Source organism: Corynebacterium kozikiae (assembly GCF_024580965.1).
Taxonomy (GTDB): Bacteria; Actinomycetota; Actinomycetes; order Mycobacteriales; family Mycobacteriaceae; genus Corynebacterium; species Corynebacterium kozikiae.
The window spans coordinates 25388-31832 of record NZ_JANIKJ010000021.1 but is presented as its reverse complement, the minus strand read 5'-3'; the positions used below and the strand labels follow the sequence as shown (position 1 = coordinate 31832).

The window sequence follows — 6445 nt, the reverse complement described above, 5'->3', positions numbered from 1 at the left end:
ACCAAAAGGCGTCACTCCTGGTGTGGATACCTGTCACCAAAAGAGTTTGAAGCCAAGACCGCGTGAGCTAACATAATCCCATCATATTGACCACCCGATGTGTCTACTTTCCGGGGGTCGGCCCCGTTCAAGGAAAACAACGCCACCATCCAGCGCCAGATGGAAGCCCCAATCAACGTGGTGATCGGCAATCCGCCGTATTCGGCGGGGCAGACCAGTGCGAATGATCTAAATGCGAACCTGAAATATCCTTCATTGGACGGGCGCATCGCAGAAACTTACGCGGCGAAATCCACCGCGACGAACAAGAATAAGCTGTATGACTCCTACCTGCGTGCCTTCCGCTGGGCTACGGACCGCATTGGGAAGCAAGGTGTGGTGGCGTTTGTATCCAACGGAGGTTGGCTGAATGGCAATACCTTTGATGGAGTGCGCCTTTCCATGCAAGAGGACTTCACCGATCTCTACGTATTCAACCTTCGTGGGAACGCCAGAACTGCCGGTGAACAGCGGCGAAAAGAGGCGGGTAACGTCTTCCGCGACGGAGGAAGAACCACCATCGCGATCACCATTGGCATCAAGGACCCGAACACCGAGGGTTTCCGACTACACTACCGTGACATTGGCGACTACCTGACAGCCGACGAGAAGCTCTCGATTGTCAACACCAGCAGTATCAACACCATCGACTGGCACGACATCACCCCGAACCAGTGGGGTGACTGGCTCAACCAGCGTTCGGCCGATTTCGAGACTTGGCCGGTGATTGGTGACAAGAAGGACAAGTACGCAACTACGTTCTTCTCCAGCTATTCCCGTGGGCTAGCTACCGGCCGCGATGCGTGGGCCTATGCGCAGACTCCTGAAATCTTGATGGAGAATCTGCAGCGAATGCTCACAACCTACGATCTCACCAATGAGAAATTGGCTCAATGGGCGGCAGATCAGGGAATCAATCGCATGCAGGAAGCTGACGTGACGAAGTTCCTGCAAGCACATCCCGAATTGGCAGACCCAACCAAGATTTCCTGGAACCGAGGATTGAAGAAACTCGCTGGCAAAGGCACCAAGATTGAATTGCGAAAAGAACGGATATACCGTTCCATGTACCGTCCGTTTTCCAGTTCTTGGGCGTATTTTGACGGTCCGCTCAATGACATGACCTACCAACTCCCGAAGATTTTCCCAACGCCGGAGCACAAGAACATCGGTTTTTCAATTTCTGGATCATATCCGAATGTTGCTGGCAGTCTTTTGGCCACGACAGTTATTCCTGACCTGAATTTTTTCACAGCATCTCAGTACTTCCCTCGTTTCACATGGAGACCTGGTGAAGCCGAGGATGATTCATTGTTCGGGGAATTGCGAGTGCAAGCACTAGGCGAAGAAAGCGAATACGGTCAGATCGGCGAAGTTGTCAATGGATACGTTCGTGTAGATAACATCACGGAAGACATCAAGTCCCTGTATCGTTCGGCCCTTGGCACGGACATTACCGGTGATGCCATCTTCCACTTTGTGTACGGCAAACTCCACGACCCTGCCTACCGCAGCACCTACAAGGAAGACCTTGAAAAGATGCTGCCGCACATCGATACCCCAGCAAGCCGCGCAGAATTCGACAAATTCGCTACCGCCGGTGCAGCGTTGATGAAGTTGCACGTGGGCTACGAGGACGTTGAGCCTTGGCCTGTGACCGTAGAGGTCAAGGGTGACGAATCGGACCGGGAGACTTGGCGTGTTACGAAGATGAAGTTGGCCAAGCGCAAGGACCCGGAGACTGGTAAGTCAGTAAACGATGTGACCAAATTGATCTACAACAAGTCCGTGACCATCAGCGACATCCCAGCGGCGGCTGAGGAATACATGCTGGGGTCGCGCTCGACGGTGGCGTGGCTGATTGACCGCTTCCAGGTGAAGAAAGACAAAGCCTCCGGCATTGTGAACGACCCCAACGACTGGGCCGATGAGGTAGGCAACCCGCGCTACATAGTGGACTTAATTGCCAAGGTGACCAGGGTTGCGGTGGAAACTGTGCGGATTGTGGATTCGCTGGGTGATGAGACTGAGGTGTAAATCAGGCGCGGTGGTTGGGCGGTAACTTGGCCATTCTGGGCACATTGAGCGCAGTGAAAAGCTCCCCACCCATGGAGATTCTGATTCGGTATTTCATGGTGTTGGGGAGCTGCGGGTTGTGAGGCGCACCGGGAGAAGGGGCGCTGTTACCTCTTTTGAGGAAGCGTTGCGTTAGCGGTTGCCAGCGGTGACGATGAGTTCGAAGGAGCTCGTCTCCCCCGCTGGGCTGGTGAGTTCCACGATGGTGGTGCCTTCAGCAATTGGGTGAATCCCAGCGTTGAAGGAAGCGGAACCATCGCTGCTAGCGGGTACGGACTCTGCAATGGTTGGATCTTCAACGACGGCGGTCCACTCACCAGCGGCATCGTCCTGGGCCTTGAACACCAGCTCACGCTCAAGCGGAAGAGTGATGGTGGTTCCATTCACAGCCTCGGGATCCCTCGAGATCGGTGCCAATGCCTGTGCCGTCTGCTCGGAAGACTGAGCGGCGGTTGTGGAGGCGGAAGCGTCGGTCGAGGAGTCCGAGGTACAACCCGTGAGGCCAAGGGCAATAACAGCCGCCAGCGAGCAAATTGCGTTGAGAGATCGGTTATTCATGAGGAGCATTGTATTCGAAGCATTTTTTGAAAGAGAATTGAGAAGCGCCGAAAGCTCGGAAATCTGGCTTTTGTAGGCATTATCACTTTCTGTTTCAACGTTGGAATGAAGTTTCACTTTGGGGAATATTCATAATCTTGAAAAATATTCCGCTTTCATTGAAAACTACCTGCGGACATCTCAAGAATCTGCGGCAGCTTGCGCATACAATTTGTTTTTCTAATTCCAAGTTACGCGTTGGAACAATCCCATTCACGGCATTGCCTCTGCCTCGCCCCGGACCCCGGCGTTTGGCGCTTGGCGCTCGGAGCTCGGCGCCTCCTAACGGAGCCTGCACGCAGGCGTTCCCCCAGGCAAGAGATGGCGATATTTTGCCACCAATGCGTACACCTTTTGCGCAATGAACTTCACCCCTGGAAGAAGCAGAAATGCCCCAAAATGACGCAGCACCATTAATTGCGATTTCCCCAACAATCTGGCAAATGCAACCGCACCACCATATTTTTCATCATCCTCAATAAGCCACACTTGGGAATTCATTTCTGTTTCAGAAATGCCAAATTCTTGGCATTCAGAAAATTGAAATGGGACTGCCTCGAATTCAACCTTCCGCTTGAGCCATTCAACGCTTGCAGAACAAAAGCCGCAATCACCATCAAAAAGCAGCGTGGGTTTCTTACCCATCCCTTCACCTTCACAAGTTGGCTTCACCGTCATTGTTTCCCCACTCTACCCGCAACGTTCCCCGCTATCCCCTGCCGAGCTAAGTTCCCGGCGCGAGTTGAAACAAAACCAAGTTTTTCGTCTTTCCAACGAAATTGCGCGAGAGATTTAGATCCCTTCAAATTTGGGTTTCTTCAATACGCACATGCATCAAGAACAAAGCTCCACATTCCAAATCGAGTTTCATTTCGAGCGCTCCCGATACTCAAAGACGCCCAAAAGCTGAGTAGTTGACCTCGGCAACAAGTTCACAACGGAGCCATCGCGATGTGCACAAATACTCCGTCGGATAGCTTGAGCTTAGCAACCCAGGCGTTCGCAACCCAATTGCTTCACGTCGCTGGTGGCGCAACCGGGACCAGCAAGGCAATCAGGCATTTGAAACATTTACAAATTTTCCTTGAAACAGGACCTAAAAGGAGAGTTCAGAGGCATAATACGGCTGGTTCTCTGACAAATTTGTACGAACAGGGGTAAGGAACAGGGGTATGCATGTCCTGGGCTCTTGCAATACTGATTCATAGTTCATTCAGCAAAAGTTCGCGTGTACACGCAGGGAGGCAGGGAGGAAGCCTTGAGAGGCAACGTCTCTAATATCTACAAGGTGTTCGATGGGTCCGATCGCAAGCTGGTGATCCCTGTTTACCAGCGCAACTATGACTGGACCGAAAAGCAGTGCGCGAAGCTTTTTGACGACCTCACTGACATGATTCGCGCGGGGCGGCCGGCACACTTCTTCGGCGCGGTAGTGGTCAACCCTGAAGACTCCTTCACCTCGGTGGTCATTGATGGGCAGCAGCGCATGACCACAGTAAGCCTGTTAATGCTGGCGCTGGCCCATGCCCTAGAAGAACAAGAAATTGCTGAAGTTGATGAGGGAGAAGAAAAAGATGGGCTTGCACAGAAGCTCCTCAACAACTACCTACTGCTCCAGGATTCAGGGCAGCAGAAGTTCAAGCTAAAGCCTGTCAAAGATGACGCCAATGCGTATACGCGGCTGTTCGGGCCGGAAGAGTACTTCAATGAGAAGTCCAAAATCACAGTGAACTACCGCTACTTCCGGGAACGACTGCGGCGAACAGAGTTTTCGGCGCAGACCTTGTGGAAGAAGGGCATATGCCAGCTAGAGGTGATGCATCTGGATCTGGAAAGCCACGACGATCCGCAACGGATCTTTGAATCGCTTAATTCAACGGGTTTGGCGTTGAAGGAATCAGACAAGATTCGCAATCTCGTCCTCATGGGCCTTGACCACAATGAACAGCTTCGGGTCTACGAGCAATTTTGGAATCCACTCGAGATGGCTGTGAATTTCCAGACGGACCGATTTGTGCGATGGTACCTGGTAGCAAAAACCAGCAAGACGCCCCGTGAAGACGCAGTGTTCGAGGAGTTCAAACGGTTTGCGGAAAAGAGCTCGCTCCCCTACCCCGCAATCGTGGAGGAAATGCACCGCTTTGCTGTTTACGACAAGCAACTCTCCACGGCAAGTACCGGCTTCGCAGACGTCGACCGTATCCTACGCCGCGCAAACCAGGTGATTGGTGATGTGGTCAAGCCCCTGCTGTATTTGACCTTCCGCGATTTGAAGGAGGGTGTGATTAGCTCAGCAGACTTTGCATCAATCGTGGAGATTTTGGAGAGCTACATTTTCCGGCGCTTTGTGGTGAGCATTGCCACCAACTCACTCAACAAGATCTTTGCAAATGCCTACTCTGAGCTCCGCAAACTACGCAAAAACCAGGAGCCGTATTCCGACATCCTGGCCTATATGCTGACAACTAAGTCTAAAAGCGGGCGCTTCCCCGATGATGAAGAATTCGCAGCGGCGTTTGCTATGCACGACTTCTACAGCATCCGCCGCTACCGCCCATACCTCTTCAACTGCTTGGAAACAGCGGGCAGCAAAGACGTCAAAGACATCGCGGACTACATTGCCAATGAAGAGCTGACGATCGAGCACATCATGCCCCAGACGCTGAACAAGGCGTGGCGTGCAGAGCTAGGACCAGATGCGGAGAAAATTCATAGAAACTGGCTGCACAGGATTGGTAATCTCACCATCACTGGCTACAACTCCACCTATTCCAATGCGAGTTTTACCCAGAAGCTCACCATGGATGATGGCTTCAAAGATTCCCCCTACTGGCTGAACAGTTTCCTCAAACAACAGGTTACATGGGGGCCGGAACAACTTGAGCGACGAACGAACTTGCTCGTGGATCGGGCGCTCACCATTTGGAAGAGCCCGGAAGCAAGCTTCGTTCCCGAAAAGGAGATTCTTGCCTACGAACCCCTGGGAAAGGACGCGAATTTTACTGGCGAGCAGCTGGCGGCCATTGAGGTCGAGGGCAATAAAGTACCAGTGACTGTTTGGGCGCAAGGTCTCGTTGAGGTCTTGCGGATACTCCTCACAGTTGATCGCGAACGGCTGCTCACCGCCGCGATGGACGAGGAACTCCTGTTCGTTGATGATGTGGTTCAACGCGCCTCAATTGACACTCGGCTTCGAGTAGTTGACCCGGCACTCGGCGTCCGGGTGACTACTTCTACCAATCAAAAGATGGCGTTGTTGCGGCGAGTCTGCGCAGCTATTGACTACGACCCGGAGGACATCCTCTTCTACTTGCGCAGCAAAGAGGCAGAAAAGGGTGAAGATGATTCCGGGGATCAGACCACTCAAAGCCCTTACGAGTACCTGCGTTCATTGGCTCCCCTACTTGAAGAGTTCGCCGGGAGTGATTTCGCGGAGGCGGAAACCCTAGAGCTCCAAGATGAATTCCTCAACCGCATCGCCCCTCACCGTGTGGAAAACCCATCGGGGATGCTCAGCGGAAAGTCGCTCGAAGCCTTTCTCACGCAACACCCGGTAGACACGTTGACCACCGAAGAAGTACTGGCGTGCCTCACGACGTATGAGACCATGGCAAACCTTCTGGGCAAAAGCGTGATCCATGGAGGCATTATCAACGGAACTCTCGGCCAGTTGATCGAGCGCTTGCCCTAATGGTGCGCGAGGTTGCAGCAAAATGGCGAGCACCTGCAAGTT

Annotated in this window: 3 protein-coding genes and 1 pseudogene; 2 read left to right on the top strand and 2 right to left on the bottom strand. The window is 52.8% G+C overall.

Going from position 1 to position 6445, the window contains the following annotated elements; genetic code table 11:
- Nucleotides 1–126 precede the first annotated feature (126 nt).
- Nucleotides 127–2076, top strand: a pseudogene (locus NQ018_RS10055) (type ISP restriction/modification enzyme); the annotation flags it as partial.
- 171 nt (nucleotides 2077–2247) lie between these two features.
- On the opposite strand, the gene NQ018_RS10050 reads toward NQ018_RS10055, so the two are convergent.
- Together NQ018_RS10050 and NQ018_RS10045 are read right to left on the bottom strand one after the other, a co-directional pair.
- A complete protein-coding gene (locus NQ018_RS10050) occupies nucleotides 2248–2673 on the bottom strand; it encodes a hypothetical protein (protein WP_257060754.1) in 426 nt (141 codons plus the stop codon).
- 321 nt (nucleotides 2674–2994) lie between these two features.
- The gene (locus tag NQ018_RS10045; RefSeq protein ID WP_257060752.1) at nucleotides 2995–3390 is read right to left on the bottom strand and encodes a thiol-disulfide oxidoreductase DCC family protein; all 396 of its coding nucleotides are present in this window, start codon (nucleotides 3388–3390) and stop codon (nucleotides 2995–2997) included.
- Between the two features lie 550 nt (nucleotides 3391–3940).
- Between NQ018_RS10045 and NQ018_RS10040 the strand changes: the two genes are divergently transcribed.
- Nucleotides 3941–6403, top strand: coding sequence for a DUF262 domain-containing protein (locus NQ018_RS10040; protein WP_257060750.1), 2463 nt, complete (start codon nucleotides 3941–3943; stop codon nucleotides 6401–6403).
- Nucleotides 6404–6445: the final 42 nt, after the last annotated feature.

What these genes read in the sequence shown, in the direction of transcription:
- NQ018_RS10050 (WP_257060754.1), bottom strand. Translation starts at nt 2,673, where the DNA reads ATGAATAACCGATCTCTCAACGCAATTTGCTCGCTGGCGGCTGTTATT.
- NQ018_RS10045 (WP_257060752.1), bottom strand. Translation starts at nt 3,390, where the DNA reads ATGACGGTGAAGCCAACTTGTGAAGGTGAAGGGATGGGTAAGAAACCC.